This window comes from Sphingobacteriales bacterium, from assembly GCA_016699615.1.
Taxonomy (GTDB): domain Bacteria; phylum Bacteroidota; class Bacteroidia; order Chitinophagales; family JADIYW01; genus JADJSS01.
The window spans coordinates 1770001-1792706 of record CP064984.1 but is presented as its reverse complement, the minus strand read 5'-3'; the positions used below and the strand labels follow the sequence as shown (position 1 = coordinate 1792706).

Annotated in this window: 10 protein-coding genes, 2 rRNA genes and 1 pseudogene (1 of these 13 running past the window's edge); 5 read left to right on the top strand and 8 right to left on the bottom strand. The window is 32.9% G+C overall.

What is annotated here, in order from left to right; genetic code table 11:
- Positions 1-4359: a CusA/CzcA family heavy metal efflux RND transporter gene (locus IPK18_08465; protein ID QQR96940.1), complete on the bottom strand. Its 4359-nt coding sequence runs from the start codon at positions 4357-4359 to the stop codon at positions 1-3.
- 634 nt (positions 4360-4993) lie between these two features.
- Between IPK18_08465 and IPK18_08460 the strand changes: the two genes are divergently transcribed.
- The 3 genes from IPK18_08460 (at position 4994) to IPK18_08450 (ending at position 7711) form a co-directional block, all read left to right on the top strand.
- The gene (locus IPK18_08460; protein ID QQR96939.1) at positions 4994-6757 is read left to right on the top strand and encodes an amidohydrolase family protein; all 1764 of its coding nucleotides are present in this window, start codon (positions 4994-4996) and stop codon (positions 6755-6757) included.
- Positions 6758-6830: 73 nt separating this feature from the next.
- Positions 6831-7346, top strand: coding sequence for a Crp/Fnr family transcriptional regulator (locus tag IPK18_08455; protein ID QQR96938.1), 516 nt, complete (start codon positions 6831-6833; stop codon positions 7344-7346).
- Positions 7347-7411: 65 nt separating this feature from the next.
- Positions 7412-7711, top strand: a complete 300-nt coding sequence (locus tag IPK18_08450) for an SCP2 sterol-binding domain-containing protein (GenBank protein ID QQR96937.1) — start codon at positions 7412-7414, stop codon at positions 7709-7711.
- 99 nt (positions 7712-7810) lie between these two features.
- On the opposite strand, the gene IPK18_08445 is transcribed toward IPK18_08450, so the two are convergent.
- The gene (locus IPK18_08445; GenBank protein QQR96936.1) at positions 7811-10192 is read right to left on the bottom strand and encodes a T9SS type A sorting domain-containing protein; all 2382 of its coding nucleotides are present in this window, start codon (positions 10190-10192) and stop codon (positions 7811-7813) included.
- A 151-nt stretch (positions 10193-10343) separates the two neighbouring features.
- Here IPK18_08445 and IPK18_08440 point away from each other — a divergent pair, with 151 nt between their 5' ends.
- Positions 10344-11588 (top strand): hypothetical protein, encoded by a 1245-nt coding sequence (locus IPK18_08440; protein ID QQR96935.1) that lies wholly within the window; start codon positions 10344-10346, stop codon positions 11586-11588.
- Here the strand turns inward: IPK18_08440 and IPK18_08435 are convergent.
- Entirely contained in the window at positions 11585-11929 is a 345-nt protein-coding gene (locus IPK18_08435) for a hypothetical protein (protein QQR96934.1), read from the bottom strand. The genes IPK18_08440 and IPK18_08435 overlap by 4 nt on opposite strands.
- Positions 11930-12328: 399 nt before the next feature.
- Here IPK18_08435 and IPK18_08430 point away from each other — a divergent pair, with 399 nt between their 5' ends.
- Positions 12329-12949: a hypothetical protein gene (locus IPK18_08430; GenBank protein QQR96933.1), complete on the top strand. Its 621-nt coding sequence runs from the start codon at positions 12329-12331 to the stop codon at positions 12947-12949.
- On the opposite strand, the gene IPK18_08425 is transcribed toward IPK18_08430, so the two are convergent.
- From IPK18_08425 to IPK18_08405, 5 genes and pseudogenes are all read right to left on the bottom strand, one after another.
- Positions 12891-15509: a hypothetical protein gene (locus tag IPK18_08425; GenBank protein QQR96932.1), complete on the bottom strand. Its 2619-nt coding sequence runs from the start codon at positions 15507-15509 to the stop codon at positions 12891-12893. The two genes, IPK18_08430 and IPK18_08425, sit on opposite strands and share 59 nt — an antisense overlap.
- 192 nt (positions 15510-15701) lie before the next feature.
- Positions 15702-16497: pseudogene (locus tag IPK18_08420) on the bottom strand (IS982 family transposase).
- A 187-nt stretch (positions 16498-16684) separates the two neighbouring features.
- Positions 16685-20188, bottom strand: coding sequence for a hypothetical protein (locus tag IPK18_08415; protein QQR96931.1), 3504 nt, complete (start codon positions 20186-20188; stop codon positions 16685-16687).
- Positions 20189-20565: 377 nt separating this feature from the next.
- Positions 20566-20675 (bottom strand): 5S ribosomal RNA (rrf, locus tag IPK18_08410).
- A 44-nt stretch (positions 20676-20719) separates the two neighbouring features.
- Positions 20720-22706 (bottom strand): 23S ribosomal RNA (locus IPK18_08405); it runs 888 nt beyond the window's last position.

Sequence of the window (22706 nt, the reverse complement as noted above, 5' to 3'; positions counted from 1 at the left end):
TTATTTGCTAATTAAGTAATTAATATTTACTACTGTTTGATTGATTTGATAAATTGATTGCAGATATTTTAATTCTGTTTCTGTTGCATTTTGTAATGCTAATACATATTCTACATAACTTGCTTCGCCTGTTTTGTAACCAAGTTTTGCTGCTTTTACTATTTCTGCTGATGTTGGCAATGCTTGCTCTTTGTAATAATTATATTGTAACATGTATTGATTGTATTGCTGAAATGCATCTAACAACTTTATTTCAATTTTATCTTGTTCGCTTTGTGCTGATGCTTGTAGTGCTTGTTTTTGATATTCTAATGATTTAATTTTTTCTTTAGTAGCACCAAATGTAAGTGGAATATCTATACAAACTGAACCAACATGAAAACGATTACCTGCGTTAAAATATTTTTCCTGGTTGTTAATTGTCTGAAATCCAATTAGAGATTGATTATTATATCCAAAAGTAAAATCTGGCAAGCCTATTGCTTTTTCTACTTTTTTATTTTGCTCAATTACATTTGCGTCTTGCATTATTTTTTTAATCATTGGGTGTTGCGAAAGCTGATTGGTATCTATACTTGTATTTGCTTGCAATGGTTGATATGCTTGCTCTACAATAATTGAAAAGTCATCATTATTATTCATCCATAATTTTAATAGATTATAAGTTGATGTAATTTCACTTTCATTTTCTTGCAATAAAAGTTTTATTTCGTTGCGTTTGGTTTCTGCAATTGTTTTATCTAATTGCTTTGTGTCACCTGTTTTGTATCTCAAAGTTGCGGCATTTACAAAATCTACATACAAACTATCTAAGTGTAATAGTTTTCTTTTATTATGTTCTAAAAAAAGTAATTGATAATAATAAGTTTGTACTTGTGCTTTAATTTCATTCTCTGTAATTTCTTTATTGATTTCTTTACTTAATATTTCTGCTTGTATTGTATTTTTTTTGGCTGCAAACAATGTAGGAAATGGAATTGTTTGAGCTATTGAAAATGCATTATCAATTTTATTGCTATTGTATTGACCAAACTGTGCATTAAAGTTTGTTTTAGGTATTTCTTTTGCTGATTTACTTAAACTTTTTGTTGCTAAAATTTCTAATTCATCTGCTTTTAGTTTTGTGCTATTTTTCAATGCAATATTGGTTATTTCTTCTAAAGTAAGTTGATTCGTCTGTGCATTTGTAAGTTGTATTGATAAAAAGAATACGATTAAAATACTTGCAATTGGGTTCATTGATTTATTATTTAATGACTTTTTAGAATTGAAAATAATATATAGTAATGGCAATACAAACAAAGTTAAAAACGTTGCTGTGATTAAGCCACCAATTACTACCGTAGCCAATGGTTTCTGTACTTCTGCACCAGCACTTCTACTAAGTGCCATTGGCAAAAAACCTAATGATGCTACTGTTGCTGTCATTAAAACTGGACGCAAGCGTACTTTAGTTCCTTCTATCACACGACTTATTACATCTGCCCAACCTTCTTTTTCTAATTGATTAAATGTTCCAATTAGCACAATACCATTTAACACCGCAACTCCAAACAATGCTATAAAGCCAATTCCTGCTGATATGCTAAATGGCATGCCACGAATAAGCAATGCAAATACACCACCAATAGCACTCATAGGTATTGCTGTAAAAATTAAGGTTGCTTGTTTCCAAGAGTTAAATGTAAGAAACAACAGCATAAAAATGAGCAACAATGAAATTGGTACTGCCAACATTAATCTTTTAGATGCTTTTTGAAGATTTTCGAAAGTTCCACCATATGTAAAATAATAACCTGATGGTAGTTTAACTTCAGTATTTAATTTCTGTTGAATATCCTCCACTACACTTTGGACATCTCTTCCATCTACATTAAAACCAACAACAACTCTTCGTCTGCCTGCCTCACGGCTAATTTGTGCAGCACCTAATTTGTATGATATATTTGCTACTTGTGATAATGGAATTTGATTGCCATTTGGCGTAGGTATAAATAGATTACTCACATCATCAATATTGCTTCTAAATGTAGTATCTAATCGAACTACTAAATCAAATTTTCTTTCATTTTCAAAAACTACTCCTGAAGATTTTCCTGCAAATGCAGTACTAATAACATCATTTACATCTTCGATATTTAATCCATAATTTGCTAAACGCATTCTATCGTATTCTACATTTATCTGTGGCAATCCATCTACTCTTTCTATCATTGGTGCAGTTGCGCCTTCTACATTTTGTATAACTTTAGATACCTTATTTGCATATGCTAGTAGTGTATCCATATTTTCACCAAAAACTTTTACGGCTACATCTTGTCTTATGCCTGTCATCAACTCATTAAAACGCATTTGTATTGGTTGATTACTTTCAAAGAATGCACCTGGAATAACTTCTAATCTTTCCATCATTTCATCGGTCAATTCATCATAATTTTTATCTGATTTCCACTCATCTTGTTGTTTTAGAATAATCATCATATCTGTGGCTTCTGGTGGCATTGGGTCTGTTGGTACTTCTGCAGAGCCTGTTTTTCCAACTACCATTTTTACTTCGTCAAATTGTTTTATAATTCTCATTGCTTGCATAGATGTTTCTATACTCTGGCTAAGTGATGTGCCTTGTGGTAGTATGCAATGGAATGCAAAATCGCCTTCTTGTAATGTTGGAATAAACTCTCCGCCCATTCTACTAAATATTAATAATGCAATAGCAAATAGCGTAACTGTAGCTGATATTAGAATATATTTTAAATGAATTGCTTTTTGTAATAATGGCTGATAAATTCTATAAAAGAATGCCATCATCTTATCTGCAATTGTATCTTGATGTTTTAATTGTTTTGGCAAAATCAATGCACACATCATTGGTATATATGTTAATGATAATATTAGTGCTCCAAATATTGCAAAGCTAACTGTCATTGCCATAGGCTTAAACATTTTTCCTTCAATGCCAATTAATGATAATATTGGTATGTACACAATTAAGATAATTATTTCGCCAAAAGCAGCACTGCTTCTTATTTTTGAAGCAGACTGAAAAACCTCATCATCCATTTCTGATTGCGTTAGCTTTTGCATAGATTGCCTTAATCCTAAATGATGTAAGGTTGCTTCTACAATAATTACTGCGCCATCTACGATTAACCCAAAATCTATTGCGCCTAAACTCATTAGGTTTGCACTGACGCCAAATACTTTCATTAATGCTAATGCAAATAGCAATGACAAAGGAATAGCTGATGCAACAATAAGTCCTGCTCTTAGATTGCCAAGAAATAAAACCAAGACAAATATCACAATCAAAGCACCTTCAATAAGATTTTTTTCTACGGTTGATATTGCACGTTTTACTAAATCTGTTCTATCTAAGTAAGCCTCAATTACTACATCATTAGGTAGTGATTGTTGTATTGTTATCATTTTCTCTTTGATACGTTTGACTACTTCATTGCTATTCTCTCCTTTTAGCATCATTACCACACCACCAACAGCATCTATCTTCCCATTGTATGTTAATGCACCATACCTAAGTGCACTTCCAAATTTTACTTCTGCAACATCTCTAATAAATATTGGCACACTGCCAGAACTGCTTTTAACAACAATATTGCCTACATCTTCTAATGAAGAAACTAAGCCAACTCCACGTATGAAATAAGCATTTGGTTTTTTATCAATATATGCACCTCCTGTATTTTGATTGTTCTTTTCTAATGCATTAAAAATCTCAGGTATTGTTACACCCATTGCTTTTAATCTATATGGATTAATGGCAACTTCATATTGTTTTAATTTTCCTCCAAAGCTATTGATTTCTGCTACGCCTTTAGTTCCATTTAGCTGACGTGCTACTATCCAATCTTGCATAGTACGCAAATCTGAAGCACTATATTTATCTTCGCTACCTTTTTTAGGATATAATATATATTGATATACTTCTCCTAGTCCTGTACTAACTGGAGCTAATTCAGGAATTCCTAAGCCTTTTGGTATTTCTTCTGTTGCTTCTTTTAGTTTTTCGTTTATAAGTTGTCGTGCAAAATATATATCCACATGTTCTTCAAACACGACAGTAACAAGTGATAAACCAAATCTTGAAATACTTCTTGTTTCTTCAATATCTGGAAGATTGACAATGCTTTGTTCTATTGGATAAGTTACTAATTGTTCAACTTCTTGGCCAGCTAATGTTGGGCAAATGGTAATTATCTGTACTTGATTATTGGTTATATCAGGAACGGCATCGATGGGCAATTTGGTGGCACTCCACAAGCCCCAAATAATAAGAAACAAAGTCATTAACCCAATAATGAATTTGTTTTTTATGCTAAAATGAATAATTTTATCTAACATTAATATCTGCTTATTTTTTTATTTAATTTATTTTTCTGCCTATAAATCGAATAATAATTAATTGAAATTATCGTTTACAGAATAGATTATAAACGTAAATAATAATTACTTAGTTATTATTACTTGCAGATATTTTTGGAGGTTGCCAAATGTTACTTAAAAATCTAGATATCAAAATAAAATTCCGAACACTTTTGTTTATGTTTCGTTCTATTGAATATAATGCAATTATATTGAGAGAAGAATTTATTGAAATTAATGATATAATTGAATGGCAACAACTACAAATACAAAATGGAGAACAAAAATCATTGTGATCTGATTTGTGATTATGATTATCATTTTGTACTAACCCTGATTGTGTATTTTTTGTACTATTACATTCATTATGTAAATCACTACAAGGCATTGAGGCTAACACCAAAATATATAATGCAAAAAAGATAGTGAAATACTTCATCAAAATCAGCTTATATACAAATATAAAACATTATTTCCCATTAACGCCCAATAAAATACAAATCAAAATATGAAGTCAGATACTTTCAGATATCAATCTAATAAGATTAACTAAAGATAAGATTTCTTAATTCTTATTTTCATACTTTTATATTTACTTCAAAATATTATACTTATGCATAAAAAGATTTTAATTAAAAATGGATTACTTTTTTCTGGTGACTGCAATGAAACAGCAAAAGAAAAAAATATTTTGATTGAAGATGGCATAATAAAAAAGATTACAACTGATGATATTGTTGCATCAGATGATACCAGAGTTATTGATGCTAAAGGAAAATGGATTGCACCAAGTTTTATTGATACACATACGCATTATGATGCAGAAATTATAGCATCTCCTGGATTAAAAGAATCTGCAAGGCATGGTGTGACTACTGTAATAGTTGGTAGCTGTTCTGTGTCTGCAATTTACAATAACCCAGAAGACACTTCAGACACATTTACAAGAGTGGAGGCAATACCACGAGATGTTATGTTGCCACTGCTAAAAAATGTAAAAACTTGGGACTCTCCAAAAACATGGAAAGCATACATGGACAAATTACCACTTGGTGTAAATGTTGCTTCGTTTATTGGACACTCAGATTTAAGAAGCAGAGTAATGGGCTTAGAACGCTCATTAGACCATAAAATAAAGGCAACACAAGAAGAACAAAGTACAATGGATAAAATGCTAAACGATGCATTAAATGAAGGATTTCTAGGCATGTCTACAATGGATAATCCATGGGATAAAATGGATGGTGATAGATATTGGTCTAGAAAAACACCATCGTTCTATGGTTCTTGGAAAGAAAGAAGAAAATTACTACGAACATTACGCAATAGAAATGCAATACTGCAAGGTGCGCCAAACTTAGTTACAAGATACAATGCTGTACAATATATGATTGTAAGCAGTGGGTTTTTTAGAAGACCATTAAGAACAACAATGATTGCGCTTGTAGATTTAATTGGTGATAGATACATCTATCCATTAACAAAATTTGGTGCTAACTTTTTTAATAAAATTTGCAACGCAAACTTTAGAATGCAATCACCACCTATGCCTTTCACTGTATATTACAATGGTGTAGATTCTGTTATGTTTGAAGAATTCCCATCAGGTGAGGCATTGAGACATTTGGCAAAAAACTTAAAAGAAAGAGATGAGTTAATCGTTGATAAAAATTTTAGAGAAAACTTTAAAAAAGAAATAAAAAGGAAATTTGCTCCAAAAGTTTGGCATAAAGACTTAAGTATGTCTATCATTCTTGAGTGTCCTGATGAAAATCTTATTGGTAAAAATTTTTATGAAATAGCAGAAGAAAGAAAACAGCATCCTGTTGATTGCTTTTTAGACATGATAATAGAATACGACCAAAAAATAAGATGGACAACAACTATTGGAAACGACCGTCCAGAAAAATATAAAGATTTATATAATTATCCATATAATATTATAAGTTTTTCTGATGCTGGTGCACACTTAACAAATATGGCATTTTATAATTTTCCATTGCAGATGATAAAAAATGTACAAAAATCTATTGATGCAAAAAATCCTATAATGACTATGGAAAAATGTATATGGAGATTGAGTAAAGAACAAGCTGATTGGTTTGGCTTAGATGCTTGTTATATTGCAGAAGGAAAATCAGCAGACATCAATATTATTGACCCAGCATTCATGAATAATGTTACAGATAATATAGAAGAAGCAGAAATAGAAGAATTTAATGGATTTAAAAGATTAGTAAATAGAAATAAGAATTTAGTTTCTATGGTTTTAGTTGGTGGCAATATTATCTTTGAAAATGATACATTTGTTGAAGGCTATGGCAAAACAATTAGAACAGGTAAATTTTTAACATATCAAAATTTAGATAAGAAATGATAGACCAAAATCTGCAAGAAGGTTTTTAAAAGGTATTAAGCAGAATTTTCCAAATGTTAGTTTAGAAAAAGTGTTGGAACACTGGAGTGACTTTGAAATAGTTCAAGTACCTAAAAAGCAACATTTAATAAAAGCTGGCAATTATTACGGCAAAATAGTTATTGTAATATCTGGATTATTTAGAGCTTACTATCAACAAGATAAAACAGAACACACGTTCTGGTTTAGAGAAGAGAATACCATTTTTGCTTCACATCGTAGTATTTTACAACATAAAGCTTCTTCTATATCTTACCAAGCAATTGAAGATAGTGTAGTTGCTGTTATTGAATATTCTTTATTAAAACAAATGTCAATATCAGATGCAGAAATTGACAAAAGTATAATTGCTGCATTAGAAAGTCTAATTCTAGAATTAATTGATAGAGTAGAAGAATTTGTAACCTTACAACCAGAAGAACGGTATAAACTATTTATCGATAAACATTCTAATATCATTACACGGTTACCACAAAATCAATTGGCTTCATATTTAGGTATCAAGCCAGTGTCATTTAGTAGAATGAAAAGTAGGATGATGAATCGTTGATGAGCTAATATTAAGATTTATGTTTGCATGTTTATCAATAATATTATTAACTAAAAAATACAAACATGACAACACTAAAAGAAGTTGAAGCATACTTGATAGAAAGATCAAAGTCTCAAAATGTTATCAAATCAGTCCTAAAATTTGTCTTGCCTGAAGGCATAATTGTTATTGATGGCAGTAGTGGAGCTTACGTATATCACAACAATAATGTTCCTAATGCAGATTGTGCAATCTATATTGACATTCCAACTTTTAATAAAATAAAGAATAAAAAAATAAATCCTGTATTTGCCTACACATTTAAAAAATTAAAAGTTGTTGGAGATATAAAGCTAGCATTAAAAGTTATTGGTTTTATTTAAAAAACTTATATATGTTTTACTATTTACTTTAAAAGGCTGATAAAATATTTTATCAGCCTTTCCTTTTTAAAAGTTAGTAAGTTTTATGCTTCCAACTAATTATTGTTTATTAAACTTATAGTATTGTTTTGTTCCTTTTTGCATATCTTCTACAAATAATATATACATACCATTACTCAATATTCGCGTATCTATTTTTACCAATCTATTCTGACTTATATCAAACTGCTTCGTATAAACTTCTTGTCCAAGTGTATTAATTATTCGCACATTAGGTGATGTATTTTGAATATTTGAAAATGCGATATTTAATTCACTATTTACTGGATTTGGATAAATTAATATCTCTTGCTTTTCACTACCATTATTTTTGATTACAATCATATTACTATATGAATAGTCTCCATCGAAATCAACTTGTTTTAATCTATAGTAATTATTACCTAATGGAACTGCAAGATGTGAAAATTGGTAATCTAAACTCACATTACTATTGCCTGCGCCAAGTACTTCGCCAATTGATGTGAAGTTAGCACCATCTGTACTATGTTCAATAATAAATTTCTCGTTATTTACTTCGGCGGTTGTAGTCCAATAAAGCAAGTTATCATCACCAACATTTATTCCATTAAAGCTTAATAATTCAATAGGTAATGGAGAATTATCTATCTGAGCTTTAGAAATTGCATAACCAAATACTGAGAAGCTATCAATAGGTAAGAAATCTACATAGTTAATACTATTGACTAAACCTGTAGTCAGACTTCCTAATGCCCAAATTTGTCCATCTGCTTCTATGCCATGAGCTGGAACAGGCAATATACTACTTACTAAACCATCTACCTTAACCCAATGTTCTAAAATAGGTGTTCCAGCAAGTGGTGTTAATACATTAAGATATTCTGTTTCGCCTAAACCACCAGAACCATCTCTTGCTGCTTGTAATTCTTCAGGACTATACAACATACGCACAGTAAAGTTCGGTGTAGGATTTGCTATTTTATCATAGCAACTATTACAATTAATTTCAAGCATTCTACGCATTAAACGTACTGCTTGTATGGCGCTACCTTCACCTAAATCAGCATAAGCAGAATTTATATCTATCTTAGGTGTAATGTTATTCAAATCTATAATAAAATTAGAATCTTTTATTGCACCTAAATAATGATTTTCTGAAGTAGGATCTTTTAAATAAATCCATTGTCCATTTCTACATTTTTGTGTGCTTACTTCATTTCCATAAGGATATAATTTTGCTATATGTGCATTTACATCTGTTGCTAAAGTAAATACAGCACCATTCGTAAATTGTGTAACACCATTAAATGTTATTGTTGTTGAAGTAACCGAAGTAGGTTGAATAATATATGCATGATTGTAATTTGTATTTCCAGTAGTATCAATTAATAAAGCAAAATCTTTTCCTATTGTTGTAAGCTTACTTCTATCAAATGTGACATTTACTGGTTTTAATTTATTATTGAAATTGGTAAGTTGAACTTTCCAGTCTCTATCTAAGATAGAATCTGCACAAACCATTCCTGTATATAGTACATCTTCTAATTTATTACCATCACCATCAGTATCTTCATCATTATTTGCCCACACTAAGAATGATATAGATTTATCGAATGATGCAGTTGCTTCCATGGTTACAACAGCATCTGCGTTTACACTAGTTGATTTAGGCTGCAATAAGCCAGAGCAACTATCTAAACCAATGCCTGCAATATCATGGTCAAATGCATCATAAGTAGAAGCAGCGTATATTACAGTACCATCACTTGCTGTATAATCATTAGCTGGTATATTACTTTGATTTAATGTAATACCATATTTTATAGCTAAATATGTATTTATTCTTAGTACTTCAGCATCAGACAATAAACCATCATAGATTAATACTTCCCCAACAAGTCCATCCCAAGGTGCATCCCAACTACTGCCAACATATAAATGCTTTCCTATAGGTGCTTGTTGAAAAGCATCCATATCTGTTAGCCATTTATATCCATCAATATATGTATACATATTATTCGCAGCAGATGGAGATGCATTTGCAGAACCAACAGAATATATTTGTGGTTGTTGGTTAGCTCCACCAGTATGTCCATTATACAGCAATGGATATCCAGGTTGAGTTCCTGCACCTTCTGAATAATAATAACTTGGAGAAGATAAATCCATTACGAAATTCCAACCATTTGTAACATCACTTTGTATATCTAATCCTGGATAATTACCAGCAGCTAAATTACCCATACCTGCAGTAGCTCTGAGTGTTGCAAGATTTGTTTCTAAATCTTTCCCTACGGTTATCATTTGGAATCCGCTATAATTTGGGAAAAAAGTAGATGTATTATATAATAATTGTTCTACAGCTGCATCATTGTCAAACTCAATAGAATTATTATAGTTTAATAATTTTGGTGCAGCCGTTCTATAAGTAGGTGCACTTGTATTATAATATCTAACCAAATCTCTATTACCATAATTGTCATTCCATTTTGTAACTGTAGTACCAGAAGTTGCTACAGAGCTAGTATTATTATCTGCTTTATACCACGCTACTAAATGATTGCTAACACCACCTGGTGAAATAGAATTTCCATATAATGTAAAGTAATCGTTGTTATTAAATGTAACATTTAGGATTGAAGATGAAAATTATAGTTATGGTACTGATGTTGTGCTAAATATAGATGGCATTCCATTAGATTTGGTGGAGAATTTGAACAACAACAACATTTACAATCAAATTAAAACAGGTAACAACACAGATAGAACAGAAGATATAACGATATGGCAAGGAAATAGACTAAGTGGCTGGACAAATGAAGCATTTGTAGGCTGTGGTTGCTATGGTTTAAAGGATAGTGTATTAGATTTAACAACAGATTTTATAACAGATGGTGCAATAATAGAATATGTGAAAGGTGTACCAAGTGGCGATGATAGTGGTTTTGAAGATGCAATATTTATGTACGCTGTTACGACTTTGGCTGTGCCAAGTCCTATACCATTGGTAGATTTTCAAAGTAGTGGAGGCATTAAAAATACGTTTATGTGGAATGAGGAAGTACTAAAACGTTGGGTAGGTATTGCTAATAGCTGTATCGCCTTGCAAAGAAATACTAAGTATGGGTTTGAAATTAATTATACTGATGGTATTACATTTTCACAAGATGAGTACGGAACAGGTATATCATTTACATCAGATAGGAATAACATAATTAGGTATCAAAACCCACCTTTATCTCCAAATTATGACAATCAAAATAGTTTATATGACCAACCCAATCCACCAGACCAATTTACATATTTTTTATGTCAAGAAAATGGAGATTATGGTTTTAATGCAAGTTCTATTTTTTATCAATCAGGTGGTTCAACACCAGTATTAAATGCTGATTTATATTTAAGTATTGAGGCATGGAGTGGAATAGGTGGCACTCAAATTGGTTATCAAGAATTTGTATTAAATGGAGCAAATCCATCTTCAAATGAATATTTAATGCAATTAAACGCTCAATTCTCTTTAGCTGTTGGTAATATAGTTTTTGTTCGCTACAGAATGGTTTATAGTGATACAGGATATAGATTATGGGCTGTTAGTGGTAAAAACAACATATTCAAACTAATTTCAGATAATTTTTCTTGTGATGATTTACAAGACGAATTAGGCAATTTTAAACCATTTGAAGCAGAGTTTGAGTATCCATTATGTTTTAACGATTATAAAGCACTTAGAGCCAACAAGCGAGGCATTATACGCATAAATGGTAAAGATACTTGGATAAAAGAGATTAAATATAAGCCTAATGATGTAAGTACTATCAAAGTAAAATATAAAGAGAGTATGTGCAGTTGTTAGCGTTTGTACTCCTCGTAGTTTTTATCGAAACTACCATCGTTTGAGTTAGGATTTTCGCTTAGGCAATAATTATATTTAATCTTTAAAACTTTTCCATCACATGAATATTGTAGATTCCCAATCATATCATCAGTAATTACAATATCATTAAATATTTCATTTGTTTTACCATTAATAAAACTATTTTCAGTTATTGTAATTATATAATTTTCATTTATACTTTGAGTTCTGCCATTGCAAACGCTTTTAACATGTGTCCATTTCCCAACAAGGCATTTTTCGCTTTTTTTACATGATGCTAAAACTAGCACCACCATTAAAATTAAAATTAATTTTTTCATTGTTTGTTTGTTTTTAGTTATAAATCAATAGCAAATATAATAAAATTTCATAAAAATGTCAAATAAAAAGCACTACCACTACTAAGTTAAAAAAAAAATTTAAAAAGTTTCAAAACTGAAACGCCTTATTTTATTGATTAAAAGTTCTACTGCACTACTACTACGCTACTAATTTATTTTTTAGTAGTGTTTTTTTTAATAAAAAGACAAGTGTAAATAAATATATTTTTACTTTCCTTTTTTTTAGTGGGTGGGTTTGGTGGGTTACCCACTATTTTCTGAATTAGTACTAATTAGTACTAATTAGTACCTAATAACTCCTAACTCTTTATTTAGTTTATAAACAAAATTTTTACTAAATTTACGCAAACAAACAAAAACATTTTTAAAACTTTAAAAATGGCAATAATATTTCCACCTTATCAACACATTGTGTTTAATCAGAAAGCACAATGTGGCAGATGTGATACGTTTATATACGACAAAGACAAAGATTTGAAATTTCAGTTTAATGCTAAATACGAAAATGTACACACTGAAAGTTTTGAAAATTCGCCTTATAACATAATACCAGAAGGCACCGATTGGGAAATTGATGTGCCACCTTTACCTATTGGTACGCTTTCGCCTATACGTTCCTCTTTTTTGTTGCAAAATAATATTATAACTAGGTTATTTGTTATATATGATGATGCCGTTACTTCTCCTTACAGCTCATTGTTTGCTGACTTAGTTTTTGGAGTTAGAGTTACAAGAATTAAATATAGTAGCAATGGAAATACTATGCGTAATAATATTGTTGGTGCTTTAACTAATTTTTGTACTGAAATTAGCAGAACAGCAACTAATACAGGCACAGGCGTGAAAATTGAAAACATGCCAGCAGGCGTTGGTTTTGGTTTTTGGAACATGAACGCCAACATAAATACACCTAACCCAGCAGATTATGAAGCTAAATTTTTTACAGACAATTTAATTTGGAGTCCAATTGCCAAAAAAATGTTGTGGCTGATATTGTAACAACTGCATCTTCATTAACACTAGTAGATTTTGGTTGAAATAATCCAGAACAAATATCTTGACCAATAGCTGCAATATCATTATTATATGTACCATAGCTTGAAGCAGCATAAATAGATGTTCCATCGCTAGCGATGTAATCATTAGTTTGTCTTTGGTCTAATGTAATACCATATTTAATTGCTAAGTATGAATTGACCCTTAATAGTTCTAAAGAATCTAATTTTCTATTATATACTATTATTTCTGGAATCAATCCTGTCCATTCTTGTCCTCCTGAAGAACCAACAAATAAACCATTTCCAATTTCAGACTGACGATATGCATCTAGATAAGTACCTTCTTTATAACCATCTACATTAGAAATCATATTGTTTGCATTAGCATCATATGCAGTAAAAAGATTTGTAGTTCCGATACCAAATATTTGTGGCTGTTGATTGGCACCACCATTGCTACCATTATATAAAATAGAGCTTCCACCAGTCCATTGGTCACTTGGTGAGCTTACATACATCCATGGTCTCCATGCTGTATTTATATCTAATGCTGGATAATTACCATCATAACCTACACCCATAAATCCATTGAGTGTGCTTGTTGTCGTTCTTGTATCTTTAGCGACACCTAATAATTCAAAACCACTTGTATTAGCGTATAATCTTGCTGAATTAGCTAACTCGTGGAAACTAAATTCTAACGATGGATTGTAATTTAATAATTTATTGGCTGTAGTATTATAGAATGTTGGTTGGTATAAGGTAGTTGCTTGCGAAACATTATATGTACTGCCAATAACTGAGTTTGTCCAAGTACTTACCAAAGAACCATTACCTGTAAGAATACTATCATTTGCCTTATACCATGCCACTAAATTTGCAGCAACTCCACCAGGTGATGAATTCAATGTACCAAAAGTAAAATATTGTCCATTTGTAAAATCTACAGTAGCTAAAAGGTTCCCACTACCATCATTTACCAATGGTATTTCTGTTGGCATTCCTGTAGAAAAATTAGCACTATTGTGTACAAGTAAGTATTGTGCTTTAGCAGGAGCTTTTACTGTTACTGTTCCTACACTACCTTTTTCTTGTACCTTCCAAATTCTATTCATGTGATAGAAACAACTACCAGATGGTGTAAATGAATGTGGTGTATAGCTTACGCCATAAGTTACCGAACCTCCATTATTTCCCCAAACCATAAAACTTTCATTTGCAGCAAAAGTACTGCTGTTAGCAGCATTTGTTGTTGGCAAACCTGCCATTTGATTGCCGTTGTAAATTGTTACTACACTTGTAGTATTGGTAGATTTAGATTGTTTTTGTAATAATAACTGACAGTCTTCTCGTCCTATTCCTGCAATATCATTATCGTAGCCACCTCCAATTTTCCATATTGTATCGCCTTTGCCAGATAGGTAATCATGAGATAATGTTGTACCATATTTAATTGCAAGATAGGTTTCTACGCGTTTCTTTTCATATTCAGTTAAATTTCTATTGTATAATATTACCTCTGCAATATCTCCATTCCATATTTCTAAACCTTCATAAGAACCAACTGAGAACATACCATCAGATACACCACCATTTCCAACAAGTGTAAAATCAGTATTTGCAAAGTCGTTTGATGTACCATCTAATCTTAATTGAGATCCAGCATTCGTTCCGCCATTCCAAGACCAACCATATACCTGATTTATATCTTGTGTAATATTATTAGAATGATTTACTTGGATAGGTGCGCTTCCAGTCATATACATCATCATGGTATTATTATAGATTCCCATGTGTGGATTATCGATGCCTATATCTGCTAAATTTTCATAACCACCATTGTCTATATTGTTATTCGCTGCTCCAAATAGTGTACCTGGAGAAGTTGTACTCATGAACCTTCCTGATTTATATGAAAGGTATTTAGCACCATCAAATGTTAGTGTTGGATTAAAATTCATTAAAGCACCAGTTGTAGGTCGAGAGCCAGCAGTAGCTTGTGTTAGGTTATAAGCAGGTACTGTTTGGTCTGCCCAAGTACTTACTGGACTACCAGTAACACCTGCATCTGCTTTATACCATGCAATTAAATTTGCATTTACCATTCCTGGTACTTTTAATGTATTTCCAATAATGGTAAAATAATCTCTATTTGCAAACGATACATTAGCAAATTGTACTACTGTATCGCCTATGATAGTTGGTATGATAGATGAAACAGTAGCACCACTCATATCATCATTTCCATTTCGAATCAGTAATCTAATATTGTTTGCTTTTTCAATTGAAATGTTTTTAACATTAAAACTCAATGTAACATTACCTACATCGCCTGTTTTTTGTACATGCCATATTCTGCTGAGTCTACTTGGACACTCATAACTTGGTAGTCCAGAAGTTGGGAATTTTGTTTTTTCATCAGGTGCTAATGCTAAATCATTATTTGCCCATACTAAAAATTCTTTATTAGAGATATTGGCGACATTGGCTTGCATAGTAACCACCGCATCTTCATTAACACTGGTTGATTTTGGTTGCAACAGACCAGAACAAATATCCATACCGATTCCTGCGATATCATGGTCATAATCTCCAAAAGTAGAAGCTGCATAGATAGATGTTTCATCGCTGGTTATATAATCATTGGCTAATCTTTGATCTAAAGTAATACCATATTTAATAGCTAAATAAGAATTTACTTTTGATTGCTCAATAGCTGTTAATTTTTTATTATAAATAACCTGTTGTGCGGTTTAACATAGTGCGAATTTAAGATGATTGATTGGTTTATTATTCATTTTATTTAAAAGTTGTAAGGCAGTTAATGCACAGGTTTTAGATTTGATTCTTGTAATCAATCCAATGAATGATTTAGCATAGTTTCTTTTAATCATAAACTGGTCACAAAGTTGTGAGAATAATGTTTCAATTCTCTTTCTACATTTTCTAAAAATGAATGGATATTTTTGATAGTTTTGTTGATTGTTACGCAAAGGAGTTTTTAAGTTGAATATTACAGGACTCAAACAAGTCTAATTGGTATTGAGTAGATAGATAGCCTTTGTCACCAAGTAGTATAGCATTATTCATTCCACTATGCTTTAGATTATTTAAAAAATGTACATCATGTACGCTGGCTTTGGTAATATCCATTGACATAAATGTTCCATTAAGGGTTGTAGACAAGTGAAGTTTATATCCATAATAATACGATTTACTTACAGCAGAATAACCTTTATCTGGAGCTGTTTCAAAATCATGTTTGCATATTTTAGAATGCTTTTCTCTTGCTAATTGTACAATTGGAATAGGTATAGAATCTACAATAAAAACATCTTCAAATTCATTAAAAGGTTGTGCCATTTTTTCATTCAAGAGATGAATATAATTCTGTAATCTTCGCCTTCGTTTATTATAATTAGAACGGTCAATTAAATGTGGAAAATCTAATGAATATTCTACCTTTAATTTCTTCCAAAATAAGTTTTCAGAATCAATACTCAATGCTTCAGCACAAAGTGATAATGCGATGATTTCACAATCATTCATTTTAGGCTTATTTCTATATAATTGGAAGTTAAAAGAGGAATCTACAATAAAATCTTTCAGATAAAGTTTGGAAAGATTAAAAATTTTGTCGAAATTTGATTTGATGTTGTGCGTTGTGGGTAATTGGTGTTCAAGTGGTTATGTGCAGAAATCATGCTAAAACATGATGCACAACATCACTTTTATATTAAGTATTTAAACCGCACAACGGGTTATAAATAATAATTTCATTAGCTAAGCCTTTAAAAAATTCAGCATTCCCTGTATTCCCAACCCATACCATATTACCAATATAGTCATAGACTGTGCTATTTGCATCTAAAGTAGTTAATTCACTATATCCATCCACATTTGAATAGACATTATCTGTTCCTCCATTAGGCGTAGACATACCATATATTTGTGCTTGTTGATTAGTACCTCCTGCGAAGCCATTGTATAATATTGCATTTGATGCGGTATAACCAGCAGGAGAACCTGTAGATACATAAGGATACCAACCTGATGTTGTATATCCATTCATTCCAAAAGCAGGACAATTACCATCGGTACCCATACCTAAAATTTCACTATAAGACGATGCACCTAGTCCTGAAGTTTTTTGTTGTACTCCTACTGCTAACATTTCAAAAGCATCTGTTTTGGCAAATAATCTATTAGAATTATTTAATCTATCATCCGTTCCATCGAATTCTACTGATGGATTATAATTTACCAATTTATTAGCTGTTGTATTATAGAATTTAGGATAGTAAGATGCTGTAGCTGTTGAAACATTATAGGTGCTTCCACTAGCGCTATTTGTCCAAGTAGTAACATTAGAACCATTTCCTGTAAGCGTACCATCGTTGGCTTTGTACCAAGCTTTAAGATTTGTTGTAACACCACCTGGTGCAGTTACTGGCTGTACAAAAGTAAAATATTGACCACTTGTAAAATCAACTTGTGCCGTAAGATTACCAGCACCATCATCTGTCATTAATATTTCTGAAGTACCTGCTCCAAAACTTGCACTATTACTTACTACCATATAAGTAGTTGTAGCAACTGCTGGTGTAACAATTGGTATAGTTACAGTAACATTACCTACTGTACCTGTTTCTTGTACTTTCCATATTCTATCCATGATATACAAACATGGTGCGCTACTAAATGTAATTGGCGTATAACTATTTGTGTAAGTAGTGCCTAAACCATTATGCCCTGCAATTAAATAGCTATTGTCTGCAGCAAATATATTGGTATTATTAGCATTATTGGTTGCTAATCCATTATTTAAACTAATAGCAGGTTGAAATCCGCCATTAATACTTTTTGATTGTTTTTGATTTAATCCTTGTTTTGCATCATAACCAATTCCCAAAATATCATAGCCATAAGATGTGTTTGCTGTTCCATCCCAAATAGTAGTACCACTACTATTTACATAATTAAAGTTATTACCATTTCTACCTACATAGCCATTACCTTGACCAAGCGTAATGCCATATTTAATACCTAGATAAGATTGAATTTTATTGGCTTCTGCATCAGAAATATTTCTATCGTATGCAATCACTTCTGATATATTTCCTTTCCAAAATTCGTAAGTAGCAGCAAAGGAAGATGCATCTGACCCAACAAAGAACTTAGCAAAATGATTTATTCGGTTAGCATCACTAGGATTCTCATTTATATATGACCATGCCGGTTCTAAATTAGGGCCATCTTTATAACCATCTACATATGTAATTAATCGGTCTGATGCTAAATTATTAGCAGAACGCATTCCAATAATTTGTGCTTGAGCTTTCTGAACAGAAGCATTGTTTGTAAATGGAGTAGTAGAACCATAAGCACCTTCATAAGGACTATAACTTGTTCCTTTTCCAAATGAACCATAATTATACAAATAACCTAAATTTCCATAAGGAATAATATTATTAAAATATGTATTATCTGCTCTATTTTGCTTGTATAATGAGAAATAATCAACAGTAGAATGAGCACTAAATATTGCTCTCCAATCAGAATCAGCATAGACCGCAACACTATCTAATGCTACAACAAAAAATGAATATGCAGTATTATAGGGCATAAACCTTGTTTCATTTCCTAAGCAATCATTTGTTCCATCAAAACGTAAAGATGGATTGTAGTTAATTTGTTGATTGGCAGATGTATTATTAAAGTTAGGTCTATTAGCTGGAGTTGGTTGCGTAATATGATAAGTAGAACCATTTAATGAATTATTCCATTGACTAACAGCCACACCATCACCAGTTAATATTCCATCATTTGCTTTATACCATAATTTTAAATTGGTTGTTACATCGCCCGGTGCAACTGTAGAACCTACTAATGTAAAATAATCATCATTTGAAAAATCTACTCCTGTAAATCGAACAATAGAATCACCAATTATTGTTGGTGTAATGCCTGAAATAGTAGCACCACTCATTACATCACTACCATTTCTTATTAATAGTTTAAAACCTGCACTTGTAACAAAAGACATGTCTTTAATATTAAAATCAAGCGTAACAACACCTACATCACCTGTTTCTTGAGTATGCCAAATCCTACTCAATCTACTTGGATTTGATATTCCTGTACCTGCAGGCACATCTGTTCTTTCATTTGGAAATGGACTTAAATTATTGTTTGCCCAAACTAGAAATTCTATACTTGTTACATTGGCTGTATCAGCTTTCATAGTAACTTTAGCATCTTCATTTACACTTGTAGATTTTAATTGTAACAAACCAGAGCCATCATCTTTACCAATACCAGCAATATCATTATTATATGCTCCGAAAGATGATGCATTATAAATAACAGTACCATCACTTGCTGTATAATTATTTGCTTGTCTCTGATCTAAAGTAATCCCATATTTTAAAGCCAAATAAGTATTTATCTTTAATAAATTTGACTCAGTTATTGTATCTTGATAAATTATTATCTCAGCAACCATACCATCCCACCACTCAGTATAACTGCTTCCTACGTATAAATAATTTCCTATTTCAGTTTGACGAAGAGCATCCATTGTTGTGTATTGCTTGAATCCATCTACAAAGTTTCTAATATTACTTGTACCTGCTGCTTGGTTTTGTGAGCCAATTGAAAATATTTGGGGCTGTTGATTGCTTCCACCTGTATTACCATTATACAGTATAGCATTGCCACCTGAATATTCAAGTGGAATAGAACTTGCCATATAAAAATTCCAACCATTAGGACTTGTGGCATCTGTTTGTAACTCAAAAGATGGATAGTTTCCACTCACATTACCCATACCAATCATACCTCTTGTTATATTATTTCCTGAAGGTTCTAAGTCTTTTGATACAACTATGATATGAAATGGACTAGTATTTAGGAAATACCTAGTAGTATTACTTAACAACTGATAAGTTCCTAAATCGTTATCAAATTCAAGTGTAGGATTGTTATTCAGCATATATGATGCTGTATTTCTTAAAATAGGATAAGTCGGAGTAGCAGAGTTTGTAAAAGTAGTTAAGTTTCGAGTTCCTGTTTGATCAGCCCATGTCGTAACTCTTGAACCTGAAAGTGTAGTACCTGCATTTGCTTTATACCATGACACTAAACTAGTAGATACTCCACCAGGACTTTGTGCTTGAAGTTGATGCACAAACATTAAAGACAGAAAAAATAATTTGATTTGTAAATATTTAATTTTCATACGCAATATAATTTAGAATGGTTGCTTGAGAAATTAAACTTATACAATTAATTTAAGAATAGTTACAATAAATCGTTAAAAAGTACCTAAAATTAGGTAACTAATTAAAAATCTTATCATTAGATAATGAAAAGTTATAATTTAAAAGTAAAATATGACTTTATAATTAATAAATGAAGAAATAAACATGAATCTAATATTGGAAAATATTAGTAAAAAAAGCTAAAATAATTTAAATAATATATATTACAATATATAATTTAATATTATGAAATGTAATAAAAAGATTTTTGTTTCAATAATCAAAATAAATTCTGATTAAAGTAATGAGATATAAAATAAAAAAAGCCTCATAATAAATTATGAGGCTTGTAAAAATTTGGCGACGACCTACTCTCCCACCAATTGGCAGTACCATCGGCGCTAAGGGGCTTAACTTCTCTGTTCGGGATGGGAAGAGGTGAACACCCTTGCTATAATCGCCATAAAAATTTTTGGTTATATTTTTAACATAATGGGAATTAATCAATAATTTAAAAAATGAACGGGTTATTAGTACTACTCAGCTTTGATGTTACCATCTTTACACTTATAGCCTATCAACGTCGTAGTCTTCGACGACCCTATGAGAACTAATCTTGAAGTGGGTTTCGTGCTTAGATGCTTTCAGCGCTTATCCCTTCCCAACGTAGCTACCCAGCGGTACACCTTGGCGGCATAACTGGTACACTAGAGGTTAGTCCATCCCGGTCCTCTCGTACTAGAGACAGATCTTCTCAATTCTCATGCGCTCACCACAGATAGGGACCGAACTGTCTTGCGACGTTCTGAACCCAGCTCGCGTGCCACTTTAATAGGCGAACAGCCTAACCCTTGGGACCTTCTCCAGCCCCAGGATGTGACGAGCCGACATCGAGGTGCCAAACCTCCCCGTCGATATGAGCTCTTGGGGGAGATCAGCCTGTTATCCCCGGAGTACCTTTTATCCTTTGAGCGATGGCCCTTCCATACAGAACCACCGGATCACTATATCCTAGTTTCCTACCTGATCGACCTGTCGGTCTCACAGTCAAGCATCCTTTTGCTATTGCACTCTACGCACGGTTACCAAGCGTGCTGAGGATACCTTTGAAAGCCTCCGTTACTCTTTTGGAGGCGACCACCCCAGTCAAACTACCCACCATGCAGTGTCTCCGATTGACGGATTAGGCTCTAAGTAAACAAAGGGTGGTATTTCAACGTTGACTCCACGAACACTAGCGTGCCCGCTTCAAAGTCTCCCACCTATCCTACACATCGTTTACTCAAAGTCAATGCAAAGTTGTAGTGAAGGTTCACGGGGTCTTTCCGTCCCGTGGCGAGTACCCGGCATCTTCACCGGGACTACAATTTCACCGAGCTCACGGCTGAGACAGTAATCAGATCGTTACACCATTCGTGCAGGTCGGAACTTACCCGACAAGGAATTTCGCTACCTTAGGACCGTTATAGTTACGGCCGCCGTTTACTGGGGCTTCAGTCGGAAGCGTCGCTTGCGCTAACAACCTTCCTTAACCTTCCAGCACCGGGCAGGTGTCAGGCCCTATACATCATCTTTCGATTTAGCAGAGCCCTGTGTTTTTGTTAAACAGTCGCCTGATTCTTTTCACTGCGGCCTCATTGCTGAGGCGACCCTTCTCCCGAAGTTACGGGTCATTTTGCCGAGTTCCTTAGCCGTGAATCACTCGAGCGCCTGAGGATACTCTCCTCGACTACCTGTGTCGGTTTGCGGTACGGGCAGCTTATGCCTGAAGCTTAGAGGTTTTTCTTGGAAGTATGATTAGGTAATTACCATTTGTCCGAAGACTTGTGGCTAAATTTGCCTCAGCTCAAGAAGCGGATTTGCCTACTTCTCTCAACGCCTAAGCATCTTAACTGGGACGTCCGTCACCCTCGTATTACTTTCACTCCTTCGTTACCCCATCGCAGTAGTAGCAGGTGCTGGAATATTAACCAGCTTTCCATCGGTTGCCCCTCTCGGGTTTCACCTTAGGACCCGACTAACCCTGATCCGATTAACGTTGATCAGGAAACCTTAGACTTACGGCGATAAAGTTTTTCACTTTATTTATCGTTACTTATGCCTACATTTTCTTTTCTGAACGCTCCAGAGATTCTTACGAATCGCCTTCAACGCAGTTCAGAATGCTCCCCTACCACTCTAACAAAGTTAGAATCTATAGCTTCGGTACCATGTTTGATGCCCGATTATTTTCCGCGCTCGGTCACTCGACTAGTGAGCTGTTACGCACTCTTTAAATGAATTGCTGCTTCCAAGCAAACATCCTAGCTGTCATAGCAACCAAACATCGTTTACACAACTTAACATGGATTTAGAGACCTTAGCTGATAATCTGGGTTGTTTCCCTTTCGGCGCGTGACCTTAGCACCCCACGCCTCACTCCCGGACATGTATGTTAGCATTCGGAGTTCGTCAGGGTTTGGTAGGCGGTGAAGCCCCCTAGCCCAATCGGTAGCT

Excerpts from the sequence above, each read along its gene's own strand:
- IPK18_08415 (QQR96931.1), bottom strand. The coding sequence starts at position 20,188 with ATGAAAATTAAATATTTACAAATCAAATTATTTTTTCTGTCTTTAATG.
- IPK18_08450 (QQR96937.1), top strand. The coding sequence starts at position 7,412 with ATGACAACACTAAAAGAAGTTGAAGCATACTTGATAGAAAGATCAAAG.
- IPK18_08430 (QQR96933.1), top strand. The coding sequence starts at position 12,329 with ATGGCAATAATATTTCCACCTTATCAACACATTGTGTTTAATCAGAAA.
- IPK18_08460 (QQR96939.1), top strand. The coding sequence starts at position 4,994 with ATGCATAAAAAGATTTTAATTAAAAATGGATTACTTTTTTCTGGTGAC.
- IPK18_08465 (QQR96940.1), bottom strand. The coding sequence starts at position 4,359 with ATGTTAGATAAAATTATTCATTTTAGCATAAAAAACAAATTCATTATT.
- IPK18_08435 (QQR96934.1), bottom strand. The coding sequence starts at position 11,929 with ATGAAAAAATTAATTTTAATTTTAATGGTGGTGCTAGTTTTAGCATCA.
- IPK18_08425 (QQR96932.1), bottom strand. The coding sequence starts at position 15,509 with ATGGATATTTGTTCTGGTCTGTTGCAACCAAAATCAACCAGTGTTAAT.